The organism is Nocardiopsis potens DSM 45234 (genome assembly GCF_000341105.1).
GTDB lineage: Bacteria > Actinomycetota > Actinomycetes > Streptosporangiales > Streptosporangiaceae > Nocardiopsis_A > Nocardiopsis_A potens.
Map to the genome: position 1 here is coordinate 1 of NZ_ANBB01000060.1, position 15,981 is coordinate 15,981.

14 protein-coding genes are annotated in these 15,981 nt (G+C 75.0%); 7 read left to right on the top strand and 7 right to left on the bottom strand.

The window, feature by feature from the left end; translation table 11 throughout:
- Nucleotides 1-864 precede the first annotated feature (864 nt).
- Nucleotides 865-1,257 (top strand): nuclear transport factor 2 family protein, encoded by a 393-nt coding sequence (locus tag D459_RS0124155; RefSeq protein WP_026120718.1) that lies wholly within the window; start codon nt 865-867, stop codon nt 1,255-1,257.
- A gap of 27 nt (nt 1,258-1,284) precedes the next feature.
- Here D459_RS0124155 and D459_RS0124160 read toward each other — a convergent pair whose 3' ends face one another.
- The 4 genes from D459_RS0124160 to tdh form a co-directional block, all read right to left on the bottom strand.
- On the bottom strand, nt 1,285-2,088 hold the full coding sequence (locus D459_RS0124160) for a TIGR03084 family metal-binding protein (RefSeq protein WP_017595580.1): 804 nt from the start codon (nt 2,086-2,088) through the stop codon (nt 1,285-1,287).
- 176 nt (nt 2,089-2,264) lie between these two features.
- On the bottom strand, nt 2,265-3,197 hold the full coding sequence (locus D459_RS0124165; RefSeq protein WP_017595581.1) for a LysR family transcriptional regulator: 933 nt from the start codon (nt 3,195-3,197) through the stop codon (nt 2,265-2,267).
- 4 nt (nt 3,198-3,201) lie between these two features.
- On the bottom strand, nt 3,202-4,425 hold the full coding sequence (locus D459_RS0124170; RefSeq protein ID WP_017595582.1) for a glycine C-acetyltransferase: 1,224 nt from the start codon (nt 4,423-4,425) through the stop codon (nt 3,202-3,204).
- Between the two features lie 35 nt (nt 4,426-4,460).
- Complete coding sequence (tdh, locus tag D459_RS0124175) at nt 4,461-5,489, bottom strand: L-threonine 3-dehydrogenase (protein ID WP_017595583.1); 1,029 nt, start codon at nt 5,487-5,489, stop codon at nt 4,461-4,463.
- A 289-nt stretch (nt 5,490-5,778) separates the two neighbouring features.
- Between tdh and D459_RS0124180 the strand changes: the two genes are divergently transcribed.
- The 4 genes from D459_RS0124180 (at nt 5,779) to D459_RS0124195 (ending at nt 10,163) form a co-directional block, all read left to right on the top strand.
- The gene (locus D459_RS0124180) at nt 5,779-6,009 is read left to right on the top strand and encodes a hypothetical protein (RefSeq protein WP_026120719.1); all 231 of its coding nucleotides are present in this window, start codon (nt 5,779-5,781) and stop codon (nt 6,007-6,009) included.
- A 208-nt stretch (nt 6,010-6,217) separates the two neighbouring features.
- Nucleotides 6,218-6,865, top strand: coding sequence for an HD domain-containing protein (locus D459_RS0124185; RefSeq protein WP_017595585.1), 648 nt, complete (start codon nt 6,218-6,220; stop codon nt 6,863-6,865).
- Nucleotides 6,866-7,203: 338 nt separating this feature from the next.
- A complete protein-coding gene (gene hflX / locus D459_RS32590) occupies nt 7,204-8,649 on the top strand; it encodes a GTPase HflX (RefSeq protein WP_017595586.1) in 1,446 nt (481 codons plus the stop codon).
- A gap of 317 nt (nt 8,650-8,966) precedes the next feature.
- Nucleotides 8,967-10,163: a beta-1,3-glucanase family protein gene (locus D459_RS0124195; protein WP_017595587.1), complete on the top strand. Its 1,197-nt coding sequence runs from the start codon at nt 8,967-8,969 to the stop codon at nt 10,161-10,163.
- 159 nt (nt 10,164-10,322) lie between these two features.
- Here D459_RS0124195 and D459_RS34650 read toward each other — a convergent pair whose 3' ends face one another.
- Entirely contained in the window at nt 10,323-10,604 is a 282-nt protein-coding gene (locus D459_RS34650; RefSeq protein ID WP_017595588.1) for a twin-arginine translocase TatA/TatE family subunit, read from the bottom strand.
- A gap of 139 nt (nt 10,605-10,743) precedes the next feature.
- Complete coding sequence (locus D459_RS0124205) at nt 10,744-11,583, bottom strand: siderophore-interacting protein (RefSeq protein ID WP_017595589.1); 840 nt, start codon at nt 11,581-11,583, stop codon at nt 10,744-10,746.
- A gap of 358 nt (nt 11,584-11,941) precedes the next feature.
- On the opposite strand from D459_RS0124205, the gene D459_RS0124210 reads away from it, so the two are divergent.
- Entirely contained in the window at nt 11,942-12,733 is a 792-nt protein-coding gene (locus D459_RS0124210) for an SDR family oxidoreductase (protein ID WP_017595590.1), read from the top strand.
- 46 nt (nt 12,734-12,779) lie between these two features.
- Here D459_RS0124210 and D459_RS0124215 read toward each other — a convergent pair whose 3' ends face one another.
- Nucleotides 12,780-13,619 (bottom strand): endo alpha-1,4 polygalactosaminidase, encoded by an 840-nt coding sequence (locus D459_RS0124215; RefSeq protein ID WP_017595591.1) that lies wholly within the window; start codon nt 13,617-13,619, stop codon nt 12,780-12,782.
- A gap of 630 nt (nt 13,620-14,249) precedes the next feature.
- On the opposite strand from D459_RS0124215, the gene D459_RS32595 reads away from it, so the two are divergent.
- On the top strand, nt 14,250-15,981 hold a 1,732-nt coding region (locus D459_RS32595; protein ID WP_017595592.1), incomplete at its 3' end, for a BCCT family transporter.

Below are 15,981 nucleotides of genomic sequence, written 5' to 3' on the forward strand. Positions count from 1 at the left end.
CCGGGACCACGCGCCGGGCCCGGCCGGTGAACACGGCGCCCGACCGCTCCCGCCCTCGCCGCCTGTTTGAACCCCCGCCCCGCAGGGCGCCGCGTCCGGGCGACCACCCTCGCCCCGCCCCTACCGCTGCCGTCGCCGCCCGTCTTGACCCTCGCTCCGCGAGACGCCGCACCCGACCGACTGGCCGGTCTCCACTCCTCGCCTTCGCTGCCCGCTTGGACCTTCGCTCCGTGGGGCGCCGCGCTCGGGTGAGGCGCCCGGCCCTGCCCCTACCGCTGCCGTCGCCGCTGCTTGAACCTTCGCTCCGCGAGGTGCCGCGCCGGACCGACTGGCCGGTCTCCACTCCTCGCCTTCGCTGCCCGCTTGGACCTTCGCTCCGTGGGGCGCCGCGCTCGGGTGAGGCGCCCGGCCCTGCCCCTACCGCTGCCGTCGCCGCTGCTTGAACCTTCGCTCCGCGAGGTGCCGCGCCGGACCGACCGGCCGGTCCCCACCGCCGCCGTCGCTGCCCGCTTGGACCTTCGCTCCGTGGGGCGCCGCGCCCGGGCGATCGCCTGCGCCCCGCCCCTGCCTTCGCCGTCGCCGCCGGTTTGAGCCGTCACCCCGTGAGACGCCGCGCCCGACCGACCCGCCGGTCCCCTGCCCGCCGTCGCCGCTGCTTGAACCCCCGCTCCGCGAGGCGCCGCACCTGACCGACCGGCCGGTCCCCTTCCTGCCTTCGCTGCCCGCCTTAACCTTCACCCCGTGGGGCGCCAGGCTCGGCCGAAGTGCTCTGCGGCCAGTGGGCCGCCGCTCCCTCTGGACGGGGGCGGCGTGAGCGATTACTGTCACCTGCACCTGATCAAAAAATTGACTATGGAGGCCGCCGTGCACCCCTTCCGCAAGGCCGTGGAGGCCGACGACCACGACGCCGTCCGCGCCCTGCTCGCCGAAGACGTGGTGTTCACCAGCCCGGTCGCGTTCACGCCCTCCCCCGGCAGAGAGCTCACCGCCGCGATCCTGCGCGCGGTCTCCCGCGTCTTCACCGACTTCCGCTACGTCAAGGAGATCTCCTCGGCCGACGGCCGGGACCACGCCCTGGTCTTCAAGGCCCGGGTCGGCGACCGCGAGATCCAGGGCTGCGACTTCCTGCACACCGACGACCAGGGGCTGATCGACGACTTCACGGTGATGGTCCGCCCGCTGTCGGCCGCCACCGCCCTGGCCGAGGCCATGGGAGCCCGGTTCGACCAGATCAAGCGGGAGGCCGGCCTGGAGTGACCCTGTCCCCGCGCGGGGACGGTGCGCCTACGGGCGGCCGGCGACCCCGCCCGCCGGCGTCCGCTCCGGGCCGGGCGGCCCGGCGAAGGCCTGCGCGATGGGCAGCCACGCCGAGGCGACCGGGCCGGACACCGACAGCGACAGGTCGTCCGGGTGGCGGCGCCGGGTGACCAGCAGGCAGAAGTCCAGGGCCGGACCGCTCACCCGGTCCTCCGCGCCCTCCGGCCCCCAGGACCAGGTGCCGCCGCCCGGCGCGGCCAGCTCCACCCGGACCGGCGCGTCCGGGACCTCCCGCCCGCGCACCGCGAACGCGAACCCCATGGTGCGCACCCCCAGGTGGGCCACGTGCCGCAGCCGCGGCGAGGGGGCGCGGACCACGCCGAGCGCGTCGGCCACGTCCTGGCCGTGCGCCCACGTCTCCATCAGCCGAGCGGTCGCCATCGACGCCGGCTTCATCGGCGGCCCGAACCACGGCACCCGCTCGTCCGGCGGCGCGGCGCACAGCGCGCCCTGAAGCTCCTCCCGGCCCGCGCGCCACCGCCCCAGCAGCGACGCGGGCGGCTCGCCGACCCCCTCGGCGGCACCGCGCTCGACGGCCTCCGCCGGGCCGTCCACCGCCCCCGCCGCCCGGTCGCCGAACCCGGCCGGGTCGCGCAGGGCCAGCAGCGACCACCGGTCCGTCCAGGCCAGATGGGACAGCTGGTGGGCGATGGTCCACCCCTGGGCCGGGGTGGGCGCCGCCAGGCCGCCGGCGTCCAGCCCGGCCACCAGCGCGTCGAGCTCACCGCCCTCGGCCCGCAGGTCTGCGAGGATCCCGCTGAGATCGGCCATCCGGGTACCCCTTCCCGTCCCTCCCCGCTGTGTACCGGCCCCACCGCGTCCCTGGCAAGGGCCCGCCGGGCGGCCGGAGGTCGGCAGGGCCCCGGCCCGGCACGGTCCCCCGCCGCCGCACCGACCGGACCGCCGCCGAACGCCATCGAGCAGGCCGCCGGGCCGGCCGCCGGGGGTCACTGCGCGGGGTCGGCCTCCTCGGCGTGCATCCGGGCCACCGCGTCGCGGAGTGCGTCCAGGACCGGGCGGATCAGCGGGTGCTCCTCGGCGCCGCGCCGGGTCGCGGCGAAGACCTTCCGGGTCGCCCGGGCGTCGTCGACCCGGCGGACCGCGACGCCGGCCAGGCCGGTGCCGCGCAGCGCCGACCTCGGCACCAGGGCCACCCCCGCGCCCGCCGCGGCCAGCGCCACCACCGCGTGGAAATCGTCGGAGGAATGCTCATGGCGCGGCGTGAAACCGACGTACTCGCAGGCCAGCACCGTCACGTCGTGGCAGGGGTTGCCCGGGTGCGGGCCGATCCACGGCTCGTCCGCCAGGTCGGCCAGGCGCACCCGGGGCGAACCGGCGAGGGGGTGGCCCAGGGGCAGCACCGCGTCGAACGGCTCCGCGTACAGCGGCACCCGGAACAGCCGCCGGTCGTCGGCGGCGGGCGCGCCGCGGTACTCCACCGCCACCGCCAGGTCCGCCTTGCCGTCCAGGACCATCGGCAGGCTCTCGTCGCCCTCGGCGTCGCGGACCCGGACCCGGATGTCCGGGGCCGTGCGGGCCAGCTCCGCGATGGCCGGGGCCAGCACCTGGGTGATGCCGGTGGCGAAGGAGGCGACGGTCAGCCACCCCGCCGCCCCGGACGCGTAGGCCGCCAGCTCCGCGTCGGCCCGCTCCAGCTGGGCCAGGACCGCGTTGGCGTGCACCAGCAGGATCTCCCCGGCGGGGGTGAGCCGGACGCCCCGCCCGTTGCGCTCCAGCAGCCGGTGGCCGGTCTCCGTCTCCAGCGCCGCCAGCTGCTGGGAGACCGCGGAGGGGCTGAGGTACAGCGCGGCGGCCGCGGCGGTCACCGTGCGGTGGTCCGCCACGGCCCGCAGCACCCGCAGCCGCCGCGCGTCGATCACCTGATCATCCTGCCAGAGCGGCGCCGTCCAGGGCCTCGCGTGCGGCGATGAAGGCCTCCACCGCCTTGTCCACGTCGGCGGCGGAGTGCGCGGCGGAGAGCTGCACCCGGATCCGGGCCTGGCCGTGCGGGACCACCGGGTAGGAGAACCCGATCGCGTAGACCCCCTGGTCCAGCAGGAGCTCGGCCATCCGCCCGGCCCGCGCCGCGTCGCCGATCATGACCGGGGTGATCGGGTGGTCGCCGGGCAGGATGTCGAACCCGGCCCCGGCCATCCTGGAGCGGAACAGCGCGGTGTTGTCGGCGAGGCGGCGGCGCAGCTCGGCGCCGGTCCCCCCGCCGTCGGGGCCGATCAGGTCGAGGACCTTGAGCGAGGCGGCGGCGATCACCGGCGCCAGGGAGTTGGAGAACAGGTAGGGGCGGGAACGCTGGCGCAGCAGCGCCGCGATCTCGGCGCGGCCGGCGACGTAGCCGCCGGACGCCCCGCCCAGCGCCTTGCCCAAGGTGCCGGTCACCACGTCGACCCGGTCCATGACGCCGTGCAGCTCGGGGGTGCCGCGGCCGCCGGGGCCGACGAAGCCCACCGCGTGCGAGTCGTCCACCATCACCATGGCGCCGTAGGCCTCGGCCAGGTCGCAGATCTCGTCCAGCGGGGCGACGTGGCCGTCCATGGAGAACACGCCGTCGGTGACGATCAGCCGGCGGCGGGCGTCCGCGGCCTCCTTGAGCCGGGCCTCCAGCTCGGCCATGTCCCGGTTGGCGTAGCGGTACCGGCGCGCCTTGCACAGCCGGATCCCGTCGATGATGCTGGCGTGGTTGAGCGCGTCGGAGATCACCGCGTCCTGCTCACCCAGGAGCGTCTCGAACACGCCGCCGTTGGCGTCGAAGCAGGACGAGTAGAGGACGGTGTCCTCGGCGCCGAGGAACGCCGAGAGCCGGTCCTCCAGCTCCTTGTGCACCTCCTGGGTGCCGCAGATGAACCGGACCGAGGCCATCCCGTAGCCCCACCGGTCCAGCGCGTCCTTGGCGGCCGCGACGACCTCGGGGTGGTCGGCCAGGCCGAGGTAGTTGTTGGCGCAGAAGTTCAGCACCTCGCCGGGGCGGCCGCCCGCGGTGACGGTGACGGCGGCGCTCTGCGGGGTGCCGATCACCCGCTCGGGCTTGTGCAGCCCGGCGGCGGAGATCTCGTCCAGCGTGGCGCGCAGGTCGTCGCGGACGGAGTCGAACATGGCGGTGGCCTCCCAGGTAGGCGTGCGAACAGCGGTCAGGCGGTCCAGTCGAGGATGACCTTGCCGCAGCGTCCCCCCGCGGCGTCGTCGAAGGCCGCCTCGAAGTCCCGGTAGGGGTAGCGGCCGGTGATCACCGGGGCGAGGTCCAGGCCGCGCTCCAGCAGCACCGACATCGCGTACCAGGTCTCGAACATCTCCCGGCCGTAGATCCCCTTGAGGGTGATCATCGAGGTGACGATGCGGGCGAAGTCCACCTCGAAGTCGCCCGCGGGCAGGCCGAGCATCGCGATCCGGCCGCCGTGGGTCATGTTGGCGATCATCTCCCGCAGCGCCTCGGGGCGGCCGGACATCTCCAGGCCGACGTCGAAGCCCTCGCGCAGCCCGAGCCGGCGCTGCCCCTGCTCGACGGTCTCCTCGGCGACGTTGAGCGCGAGGTCGGCGCCGACGCCGCGGGCCAGCTCCAGCCGGTACTCGCTGACGTCGGTGACGACGACGTTGCGCGCGCCGGCGTGCCGCGCCACCGCCGCCGCCATGATCCCGATCGGCCCGGCCCCGGTGACCAGCACGTCCTCCCCGACCAGCGGGAAGGACAGCGCGGTGTGCACCGCGTTGCCGAACGGATCGAAGATCGCCGCGATGTCGGGGTCGACCGGGGCGCGGTGCACCCAGACGTTGGACGCGGGCAGCGCCACGTACTCGGCGAACGCGCCGTCCCGGCCCACGCCGAGGCCGACCGTGCTGCGGCACAGGTGCCGCCGCCCGGCCTGGCAGTTGCGGCACTTCCCGCACACCAGGTGCCCCTCGCCGCTGACCAGGTCGCCCACCGCGATGTCGGCGACGCCCGGAGCGGTCTCCACGACCTCGCCGGCGAACTCGTGGCCGAGGACCAGCGGGGCGCGCACGGCCTGCCGCGCCCACGCGTCGTAGTCCCGGATGTGCAGGTCGGTGCCGCAGATGCCGGTGCGCAGCACCCTGATGAGCACCTCGCCCGGGCCGATGGACGGCTCGGGCACGTCCATCAGCCGCAGACCGGGCTCTGCCTTGTCCTTGACGATCGCCTTCACAGCTGTGTCCTGACGGTGCGACGGGCGGTGGACACCGGCCGCGGGCCGGGCGCGCGGACGGCGCCCCCGGGCGGACCGGGCCCGACGTGCGGCGGCCGCACCGGGCACCGACCAATCTGCACCGCGGCGGGCGCGCGGGTCCATCGCGGTTTTCTTCAGCGCGCCCACAGCTTGGCTTCACGATCGCCGCGGCGGGCATGGTTCCGGCCCCCGCGGGGCATTCCTCTACCGACACAGGCCGCTTTCCCTACCGACACAGACCGCAGTGCCCCCGGCAGTGAGGAGAGACGTGTCGATTCTGCAGCCCGCCATGAAACGGATCCGGCTCGACGTGCCGGACGCCCCCGAGTTCAGCGAGGTCCGCGACCTGGACGGCTCCTTCGCGCAGGTCGCCGACCCCAGGGACCGCTACCGCTACAAGCGCGGCGGCCGCACGGTGGTGTTCGAGGCCACCGGCCGGTCGCTCACCGAGGAGGGCGCGCAGGTCGCGGTGTTCACCGCGGTGCGCGTCACCGGCTGACGCACACCCCCGGCCCGCACCGACGCACCCCGGTGCGGGCCGGGAAGCGCCACCCGGGCCGGCCCGCAGGGCCCATGTCCGGATCCGCGGGGTCCGGGTCCCGAAGGACGCTTCCCCCCGCCGCCCGCCCCCGGGAGGCTCGGAGCCGGAGCGGGCCGCGGCCGCGCGGCCCCGCCACCGACACCGACCGGGAAAGAGAGCCACCGCGATGAGCACCGAGACGACGGAGATCTCCGGGGTCGCCGTCCCCGACACGAAGCTGGCCGCCGAGGCCACCGAGCTGGTCCGGGACACCACCGAGGAGCTGATCTACCACCACTCCCGGCGGGTCTACTGGTTCGGCGCCCTGCGCGGGCGCCGCCGCGGCCTCGACCCCGACCCCGAGCTGCTCTATGTCGGCGCGATGTTCCACGACCTCGGCCTCGGCGAGCGGTTCCACGGCAGCGGCCGCCGGTTCGAGGTCGACGGCGCCGACGAGGCGCGCGACTTCCTCCGCTCGCACGGCGTCCCCGAGGACGGCGTGCGCCGGGTGTGGACCGCGATCGCGCTGCACACCACCCCCGGCGTCCCGGAGTACATGGAGCCCGAGGTCGCCCTGGTCACCGCGGGGGTCGAGTACGACGTGCTGGGCCTGGACCACGACGAGCTGAGCGCCGCGGAGCGGGACGCGGTCACCGCCCTGCACCCGCGCCCCGACTTCAAGCGGCGCATCCTGCACGCCTTCGCCGAGGGCGTCGCCCCCAAGCCGGAGACGACCTTCGGCAACGTCAAGGCCGACGTGCTGGCGCACTACCGGCCCGGCTTCCGGCGCGGCGACTTCGTCGAGACGATCCTCTCCTCGCCCTGGCCGGAGTGACCGGAACCGCGCTCCGGGCCGGCGCGCCCGCCCTCCGCCCCGCCGGTCCCGGCGCCGAGGCGCCGTCGGTGCTCCGGCGCCGGGACCGGCGTCCTGCGGTCCTTGCGAGCGGGCCCGGGATCGGTCTCTCTCCTTATCTCCCTCCGGAGGTAAATCCGATTTGCGCCTTTACGGGGTAGATTCGGGGTTTCGCGAAGCCTGTCGCCCGGACCGCTCCCGTATCCGGGGCGACCGCGCAGGTCGGAGCGGCCGCGCCGGGGAAAACCCGTGGCCGGTCCGCGGCCGGCGCCCGTAGAATCACCGGCGTGGCGACCCGCCACCGCCGTGAAAGGACCCCATTGCCCGATTCGCATCCGTCAGAGCCCGCCGCCCCCTTCGAGGAGGACTACGACGGCCTTCAGGAGGACCTGGCCGACCGCCTGGCGCTGCGCCGCGTCCCCGGGCTGTCCACCGAGCGCGAGGACGTCGCCGAGGTGGAGAACCGCAAGGTCCGGCTGGAGCGCGTGGTCCTGGTCGGCGTGTGGCTCTCCGGCAGCCAGAGCGACGCCGACCTGTCCATGCAGGAGCTGGCCGCGCTCGCCGAGACCGCCGGGGCCGAGGTCGTGGAGGGCGTGGTCCAGCGCCGCTCCAAGCCCGACCCCGCCACCTACATCGGCTCCGGCAAGGCCGCCGAGCTGCGCGACATCGTGGAGGCCACCGGCGCCGACACCGTGGTGTGCGACGGCGAGCTCTCCTCCTCCCAGATCGTCCACCTGGAGGACGCGGTCCAGGCCAAGGTGGTCGACCGGACCGCGCTCATCCTGGACATCTTCGCCCAGCACGCCAAGTCCAAGGAGGGCCGCGCCCAGGTCTCCCTGGCGCAGATGGAGTACATGCTCCCCCGGCTGCGCGGCTGGGGCCGGTCGCTCTCCCGCCAGGCCGGCGGGAGCGGCGGCGGGGGCGGCATGGCCACCCGCGGCCCCGGTGAGACCAAGCTGGAGACCGACCGCCGCCGGATCCAGGAGAAGATGGCCAAGGCGCGCGCCGAGATCGCCGAGCTGCAGGCCCGCCGGGACGTCAAGCGGCAGGAGCGGCGGCGCCGCGAGGTGCCCGCCGTCGCCCTGGCCGGCTACACCAACGCGGGCAAGTCCAGCCTGCTCAACCGGCTCACCGGCGCCGGGGTGCTGGTGCAGGACGCACTGTTCGCCACCCTCGACCCCACCGTGCGCCGGGCCCGCACCCCGGGCGGCCGGGACATCACCCTGGCCGACACCGTCGGCTTCGTCCGGCACCTGCCGCACCAGCTGGTCGCCGCGTTCCGCTCCACCCTGGACGAGGTGGCCGACGCCGACCTGGTGCTGCACGTGGTGGACGCCTCCCAGGACGACCCGGAGGGCCGGATCGCCGCGGTCCGCGAGGTCTTCACCGAGCTGGGCGCGGAGAAGCTCCCCGAGGTGCTGGTGGTCAACAAGGCCGACGCCGCCGACCCGGCCGAGGTCGAGCGGCTGCTGGCGAGCGCGCCGCGCTCCATCGCGGTGTCCGCGCGCACCGGCGCCGGCATCGACGAGCTGCTCGCCCTGGTCGACGAGGCGCTCCCCCGGCCGGAGGTCCGGGTCCGCGCCGAGGTGCCCTACTCCCGGGGCGACCTGGTCTCCCGGGTGCACTCCGAGGGCCTCATCGGCGAGCTGGAGCAGAACGAGCGCGGCACCCTGCTCAGCGCCGAGGTCCACCCCGAGCTCGCCGCCGCACTGGCCCCGTTCGCCGTCCCGGAGCCGGCGGAGGGCGGCCGCCCGGCGGCCGGCTGAGGACACCGGGGCGCGAGGACGCCCCACGGGCCCCGCCGGCACTCCGCCGGCGGGGCCCTGCCTTGAACGGGCCCGCCCCTGGCCCCATCAGGAGCCTGCGCCGCCCCCTCCCCGCACGGCCCCGCCCGCACCCCGGGCCGGCCGCGGAGGCCGGGAGGACCACCGACTTGTGGGAGCGTTCCCACTTTTTGTGTGTGATCTGAGCCACATCGCGCGACCGCTGCCTGCGGCGATGCCGCGCGCCCGATTTCACCGGCGTTGACGCATCGCGCCGCGGCCGCCACCTTGGGTGACTCCGAAACTGGAAGGAGTCCTTCATGATCGATCGGAGAAGGTTCCTCGCGGGACTGGGCGGCGCCGCGGTCGCCGCCGGCGCCGGCGGGGCGCTCCTCGCGAACCCGCCCCGGGGCGGAGCGGCCGCCGCCGCGGCGAGCGGCGCGGGAGCGCGGTCGGCGGCGCTGCCCGTGACGATCGCCAACGAGACCGGCCGGTTCGCCGACGCCGAGGTCCTCGTCTACATCGTCGGGACCGACCTCGGCACCGGGCGGCAGTGCCGCGCCACCCCGGACGGCGAGATGGTCCCGGTGAGCGAGTCGGACAACACCGACGGCGGCTACACCGACTACTCCATCCCGCTGCCCGCCGACGGCGCCCCGCTCGGCCTGCCCCGGCCGATGTCGGGGCGGATCTACTTCGCGCTCGGCGACAAGCTCCGGTTCAAGGCGGTGGCCGACGGCGAGGGGCGCCCCGCCCTGCAGTACCCGGCGGGACACGTGGAGAGCGACCCCAACTACGGCGTCCTCTACGACACCTTCGAATTCACCTGCAAGGACGACGGGATGTACTGCAACTCGTCGATGGTGGACCAGTTCAGCGTGCCGATCTCGATCGACCTCCGGGGCGCCCGGGAGCAGAGCACCGGCCTGCTCGTGGAGGGCGGCCGGGACGCGATCTTCGACGCCGCGGCCGCGGACCCCGACCTTTCCCCGCTCATCGTCGGCGACCGCATGCGGCTCATCGCCCCCGGCCACGGCCTGGACCGGGGCCTGTTCCCGGAGGACTACTTCGCCCCCTACATCGACGAGGTGTGGGCGCACTACGGGCGGAACACCCTGTCCGTCACCACCAACGAGGGGACGTTCAGCGGCCGGGTCGAGGGCGACCTGCTCGTCTTCGACGGAGGCGTCGCCCCGATCGACAGGCCGAGCACCCGGGACGTACTCTTCTGCGACGGGGCGCTGGCCGCCCCCAACGACGGCCTCAACGGCCCGGTCGCGGCGGTCCTCGGCGCCGGCTTCAACCGGTCGACGCTGCTCTCGCACGACCGGCAGCCCACCACCGACGCGGCCGACTTCTACCGGACCGGGGTCTCCAACCACTACTCGCGGATCATGCACGCCAACAGCGCGGACGGGAAGGCCTACGGGTTCGCCTTCGACGACGTGGCCGGGTTCGCCTCCTACATCGAGGACCCGGCCCCGGTCTCGGTGACCGTCACCCTGACCCCGTTCTGAGCCCGCGCATCCGGGGCGGCCGTCCCGGATGCGGAGGAGGGGCCGCCCGGCCGGGCGGCCCCTCCTTGCTCTGCTGCGCGCCGGGTGCCGGTCGGGGTGCCGCGGCCGGTGCGGGCCGCGGGCGCCGAGGGGGGAGGCCGGTTCGGGCGGGCGCCGCCGTCAGCCCTGGCCGTGGGAGGTCCGGCCGCCGTGGCCGGCGGTCTCCTCCCGGGCCCCGCCCGGCGGGAGCGCCTGCGGGGCGGCGGCCTGGGACCGCTGCTGCGCGGCCGCGGCGCCGTCCTCCTCTGGCGCGTCGTTCTCGTCGGCGAGCCCCTTGGCCTCGGCCTTGAGGATCCGGGCGCTGCGCCCCAGGGAGCGCGCCAGGGCCGGGAGCCTGCTCGCCCCGAAGACCAGCAGAGCGATCAGGAGGAGCAGGAGAAGCTCCCGTCCACCGATTCCCATGTCCTACCCCTCTCGACGGTGCCTGTTGCACCGTCGAGGATACGCCCGCCCCGGCGGCCGCCCTCCGCACCCCTGACCTGGTGCGGGGCGGCGCCCGCAGAGCCCGTCCGGACGGGCGGGCCCCGGCGGGCGGCGGCGCTCACCGCGCGAGCGCCGCGGCCTCCTCTTCCTCCACCGTCCGGTTCCACTCGGCCTTGGAGGACTGCCAGGCGTCCTCGTTGCGGCCCAGGCGCCAGTACCCGGAGATGGAGAGCCGCTCCCTGGGGACCCCGCGCTCGACCCGGAGCAGCCGCCGCAGCTCCTTGACGAAGCCGGCCTCGCCGTGCACGAACGCCTGGACCTCTCCGGCGGGGAAGTCGAGGCCGCGGACGGCCTCCACCAGCGCCTCGCCGACGCGCCGCCCGCCCCGGTGCACCCAGTGCACCCGGACGCCGCCGTGCGCGGCGAGCTTCTGCTCCTCCTCCGGCCCGGCGACCTCGATGAAGACGTGCGCCTCGCGGCCCTCGGGCAGCCGCTCCACCGAGGCGGCGATGGCCGGCAGCGCGCTCTCGTCCCCGGCCAGCAGGTGCCAGTCGGCCTCCGCGCCGGGGGCGTAGGCGCCGCCGGGGCCGAGCATCCTGATCCGGTCGCCGGGGCGGGCCGCGCCCGCCCACGGCCCGGCCAGCCCGGTGTCGCCGTGGTGCACGAAGTCGATGGTGAGCTCGCGCGAGTCCGGGTCCCAGGCGCGCACGGTGTAGGTGCGGGTGACCGGCCACTGCTCGCGGGGGAGGTCGCGCCGGACCGCCTCCAGGTCGAAGGGCTCGGGGTAGACCGCGCCGGGCGGGGTGAAGAGCAGCTTCACGTAGTGGTCGGTGTACTCCCCCGCCTCGAAGGCGGCCAGCCCGTCGCCGCCGAGGACCACCCGGACCATGTGCGGGGTGATCCGCTCGGCGGCCACGACCTGCCCGGTGTGGACCTTCTTCTTGCGCTGCTCCGGCACGGTGTCCCCCTTGGCGTGTACGGGTTCCGTCCGGCCTCCGCGGACCGGATGGTTAGGCGAGGCTAACCGAAACGCTAGAGCACCGCGGGGTGCGGGGCAAACCCGTCCCGCCGGGCGCGGCCGCCGGGGTCCTTTCCTTCCCGCCCTTCCCTTCCCCGCCCCGGGACCGGCCGGGCGGGGGCGCTGAAGTAGGGTTGCGCGGCACCGCGCGGCGTGCGCGGGGCGGCCGCGCGTGCTCCCTCTGCGGCCGCGCCCCCTTGCCCGGTTAGGACGGACCGCTGATGAGGACGACCCCCCATTCCCCTTCCCCGCCCCCGACCGCCCCGGCCGCAGGCCGCCCCGGCCGCCGGAGCCGGCGGTGAGCCGCACCGCGCTCGTCACGGGCGCTTCGTCGGGGATCGGCGCCGCGGTGGCCCGGGCGCTGGCGGCCCGCGGCGACAAGGTGTACGGGACCACCCGGGACCCCTCCCGGGTGGCCGATCCGCTGCCCGGGGTGGAGTACCTCCGGCTCGACCTGTCCGACATGTCCTCGGTGGAGGAGTGCGCGGCGGCGGCCGGCGGGGTCGACGTCCTGGTGAACAACGCCGGGGAGAGCCAGAGCGGGCCGATCGAGGAGCTGCCGGTGGAGGCGGTGGAGCGGCTGTTCCGGGTGAACGTCTTCGGCGCGGTCCGGCTCACCCAGCTGATGCTGCCGGGGATGCGGGTGCGCCGGTACGGCCGGGTGGTCATGGTCGGGTCGATGCTGGCCAGCTTCCCGCTGGCGTACCGCTCCTCCTATGTGGCCTCCAAGGCCGCGATCAAGGGGTTCGCCAGTGCGGCGCGGCGCGAGGTCGGCCCGTACGGGGTCGGGGTGGCCACGGTCGAGCCGGGGTCGATCAGCACCGGCATCGGCGCCCGGCGGACCTCCTACATCGCCGAGGACTCCCCGTTCGCCGAGGAGTACCGGACCATGCTGGCCGCGCTCAACGCCAACGAGGCCGCCGGGATCTCCGCGGACCGGGTGGCCGCGACGGTGCTGCGGGCGATCGACTCGCCCCGGCCGCGCCCGCTGTACGCGGTGGGCAGCTCCGCTCCCCTGGTGTTCGCGCTGCGCCGGGCGCTGCCGCGGACCGCCGTGGAGCGGCTGGTCTCCCGCCGGCACGGGCTCTGACCTCTCCCTCCGCCGCCGGCCCCGGCCCCGCCGGGGAGGGGCCGGCTCAGCCGCACACCTCGTGCACGTGCCCGGGGTCGCCCGGCGGGGAGACGGCCAGGTCGCGCAGGACGACGGAGACGCCGGGCACCGGGCGGCCGCAGGCCCGCTCGAAGTCGGGGCGGCGGTACTCGACGTCGTAGACGCGGCCGGGGTAGGCCTCGGCGTAGTCGGCGCACTCGCCGTAGCGGGCGCACTCCTCGGCGACCGCGAAGTCGAACCCGGCGGCGGCGCCCCGGGCCGCGGACTCCACCGCGTTCTTCTGCCCGGCGGCCAGGCCGGCGGCGTGCGCGCGGTCGATCAGCAGGCCGGCGTAGGCCAGCGCGTCGTCCTCGGTGAGCAGGCCGCGGGAGCGCAGCGGCGAGTCCAGGTTGTCGATCTCGACGGCGTCGAAGCCGTCGGCGGCGCAGCCGTCGATCCAGGCGCCGACGGCCTCGGCGAGGGCGGTGCGGTTCGCCTCGGTGGAGACGTCGAAGAGCTGCTCGTTCCAGTCGGTGTCCATGACCGGGTCGCCGTCCTCGGTGAGCAGCAGCTCCGGGCGGTCGGCGCGCCACCGGGCGGTCGCCGCCTCCTGGGTCTGGAAGCCGTTGACGTAGCAGACCGAGTAGGCGCCGTCCGCGGGTTCGGCCGCGCGGTCGCGGACCACCAGGCCGGTTCCGGGGGGCGGCGGGTAGGCGCCGCCGATCTGGTAGTCGAACCCGGCCTCCTCCGGCACCGGGGCGGGGGCGGGGGCGGCCGCGCCGGTGCCGGCCGGGGCCGCGCACCCGGCCAGGAGGGCGGCGGCCGGCAGGAGGGCCAGGGCGCTCCGGGGCCCGGGGCCCGCCGCGCTCCGCTTCCGGTATGCCACCGGCCGCCCCCTCCCGTGACCGATCACACGGACCCGGCGGCCCCTCCGCCCGTCCGGCGGACCAGCCTAGCGCTCCGGGCGCGCCTTCCCCTGCGGCCAGGGGGTTCCGGCGTTCGGGCGCGGTGCGGGGCGGGCCGGCCGCGAGGGCCCCATACCGGTTCGAGAATCGGGAGGTAATTGATTCATCACGACATTCCGCGGATATCCTCGAAGAAGACGGAGGGTTCCCGGCGGTGCCGCACCATGACCGCGGACCGCCGCCGGACCGGCCCGGCGAACCCCCCTTCAACAGGCTCTATACCGCTTTTCCGAATGGGGCGCCGCGGCCGCCGCGAATGGCCCGAATTCACTTCCGAACCATTCACCGCACCGCCTGACGCGCTCTACCGGAGTCCCCGGGCGCCGCCCCGCCGTCGGGTATGTTCGCCTGCGGGCGCAGCGGGCGCCCGGCTCATCGGGGCCGGTCCCGCGCCCGCCATCGGCGGCCTCCTCCCCCGGGCCGGCCGCGGCGGGGCCCGTTGGACGACACCCGAGAGGAGGCGGCGCTCCGCGCGCCGACGCAAGGTGGCAATAGACGACCAGAGCCCTCGCTCCCTGGAGCCCGAGGACGAGAACGGGGGAGACGGTCCGGTGACCGAACCGTCCTCGTCCGAGCCGTACACCACCGAAGAACTGCTGTGGGAGCCGCCCGCCCGCTCCGAGGCCGACGCCGCCCGCCCCAAGACCGACAGGCCGGTCTTCCTCATCGCCGGCGTCCTGGCCGTGGCGTTCGTGGTGTGGGGGGCGTTCAACCCCCGGCAGCTGGCCGACGTCTCGCAGCGGTTGCTGGACAACCTGATCCACAACGCCGGCTGGGGCTTCGTGCTCGCCGCCTCCGCCTTCGTGGTGATCTCGCTCTGGCTGGCGTTCAGCAAGTACGGCGACATCACGCTGGGCCGCGACGACGAGCAGCCGGAGTTCAACACCATCTCCTGGATCTCGATGCTCTTCGCCACCGGCATGGGCATCGGCCTGATGTTCTTCGGCGTGGCGGAGCCGCTGGGGCACTACTCCTCCCCGCCGCCCGGGACCGACGGGCCGGACGCGGCCACCGCGATGGCCACCACGCTGTTCCACTGGACGCTGCACCCGTGGGCGATCTACGCCGTGGTCGGCCTGGCCATCGCCTACGGCACCTACCGGCGCGGCCGGCGCCAGCTGATCAGCGCGGTGTTCACCCCGCTCATCGGGGAGAAGGCCGCCGGCGGCCCGATCGGCAAGCTCATCGACGTGCTGGCGATCTTCGCCACCCTGTTCGGCTCGGCGACCTCGCTGGGCCTGGGCGCGCTGCAGATCGCCGGCGGCTTCCAGCAGCTCGGCTGGGTGGAGGTGATCAGCAGCGGCCTGCTGGTCGGCATCATCGTCGCCCTGATGATCGCGTTCGTGGCCTCGGCGGTCTCCGGCGTCGAGCGCGGCATCCAGTGGCTGTCCAACATCAACATGGGCATGGCCGCGCTGATCCTGCTGTTCCTGCTGGTCGTCGGGCCGACCGTGTTCATCCTGGACATGATCCCCACCTCGCTCGGCGCCTACCTGGCGGACTTCTTCGACATGTCCGGCCGGACCGAGGCCAGCGGCGGCGAGAACGTGGGCGGCTGGCTGACCGACTGGACGATCTTCTACTGGGCGTGGTGGATCTCCTGGACGCCGTTCGTCGGCATGTTCATCGGCAAGATCAGCCGCGGCCGCACCATCCGCCAGTTCGTTACCGGCGTCATCCTGGTGCCCTCCTCGGTCAGCCTGATCTGGTTCGCCATCCTCGGCGGCACCGCGATCGACCTGCAGTCCGGCGGCGTGGACATCTACGGCGACGGCACCAACCAGGAGGGCATGCTCTACGGGCTGCTCGCCCAGTTCCCGTGGGCCACCGCGATCAGCGTGATCGTCGCGGTGCTGGTCGCGATCTTCTTCATCACCGGCGCCGACTCCGCCTCCATCGTCATGGGCACGCTCTCCCAGCGCGGCGCGAACGTGCCGCACCGTGGCATCACCGTGTTCTGGGGCGTGCTGATGGCCGCGGTCGCCGCGATCATGCTGGTCTCCAGCGGCGGCGAGAGCACCGGCCTGGACGGCCTGCAGCGGCTCACCATCCTGGTGGCGGCGCCCTGGACCGTGGTCATGCTGCTGATGTGCGTGTCCCTGGTCAAGGACCTGCAGCGCGACCCGAAGGTGATCCGCTCGCACAAGGCCAGGGAGGTGGTCACCGCCGCCGTGGTCACCGGCGCCCGCGAGCACGACGGCGATTTCCAGCTGGTCACCACCCCCGCCGACGACACCCCCGAAGACACCGGCGAGGCCGGCGGAGCCGACGCGGACCCCCGCA

What these genes read in the sequence shown, in the direction of transcription:
- D459_RS0124160 (WP_017595580.1), bottom strand. Translation starts at nt 2,088, where the DNA reads ATGGCCGATCTCAGCGGGATCCTCGCAGACCTGCGGGCCGAGGGCGGT.
- D459_RS0124170 (WP_017595582.1), bottom strand. Translation starts at nt 4,425, where the DNA reads ATGTTCGACTCCGTCCGCGACGACCTGCGCGCCACGCTGGACGAGATC.
- D459_RS0124185 (WP_017595585.1), top strand. Translation starts at nt 6,218, where the DNA reads ATGAGCACCGAGACGACGGAGATCTCCGGGGTCGCCGTCCCCGACACG.
- D459_RS0124195 (WP_017595587.1), top strand. Translation starts at nt 8,967, where the DNA reads ATGATCGATCGGAGAAGGTTCCTCGCGGGACTGGGCGGCGCCGCGGTC.
- D459_RS34650 (WP_017595588.1), bottom strand. Translation starts at nt 10,604, where the DNA reads ATGGGAATCGGTGGACGGGAGCTTCTCCTGCTCCTCCTGATCGCTCTG.